This window comes from Liquorilactobacillus sicerae (genome assembly GCF_029916425.1).
Taxonomy (GTDB): Bacteria; Bacillota; Bacilli; order Lactobacillales; family Lactobacillaceae; genus Liquorilactobacillus; species Liquorilactobacillus sicerae.
The window spans coordinates 1-589 of record NZ_JAHAVQ010000110.1 but is presented as its reverse complement, the minus strand read 5'-3'; the positions used below and the strand labels follow the sequence as shown (position 1 = coordinate 589).

Below are 589 nucleotides of genomic sequence, written 5' to 3'. Positions count from 1 at the left end.
GTACAGGGAAGCTTGTAATTCCTTTTTAATATAATACTGTTCGTTTTGGCCCAACGATTCAGCACTATAACTACCGATTAAAAATAATGTAACACTAGAATCCTTTAAGTTTTCATCTCTAATTTTTTGCATAACATAATCAGGGTTATCGGAATTAATGGGGATATCCAAAGATTTATCAATCATCTGTATATCTTCGATTTGCTGTATATCTTTTTTGTAACCCTCATCTTCCATTTTGAACGAAATAAAACATTTGTGTATTGCCATTATGCCTCACTCTCTTTAAGCACTGCTAGTCATTTCTTTTTATTTATTATTTATATAACAAATTTATGAATAAAGCCATTTTCTCACATTGTCTGTTATGACAAAAAGCTAAGAATTCTAATCCATTTTTTGGCATGAGAAAAGTAGGAATGTGATGCGACATTTTTTTAATAGTATCAGGTATTTAAAAAGCAGGATAAAATAAAATCAATTTTTGAATTGCTTCAGAATGATCGGCAACTACCAAAGCAGAGACTAATTCTCCTTGTGAGAATCCTAAAAGAGTAATAGTTTTAATTATCAAATCTGTCATCAGGAA

Annotated in this window: 1 protein-coding gene; it reads right to left on the bottom strand. The window is 30.1% G+C overall.

All coding sequences use genetic code 11. The features are described from left to right. On the bottom strand, window positions 1–270 hold a 270-nt coding region (locus KH893_RS11495; protein ID WP_281166240.1), incomplete at its 3' end, for a TIR domain-containing protein. Between the last annotated feature and the right edge of the window lie 319 nt (window positions 271–589).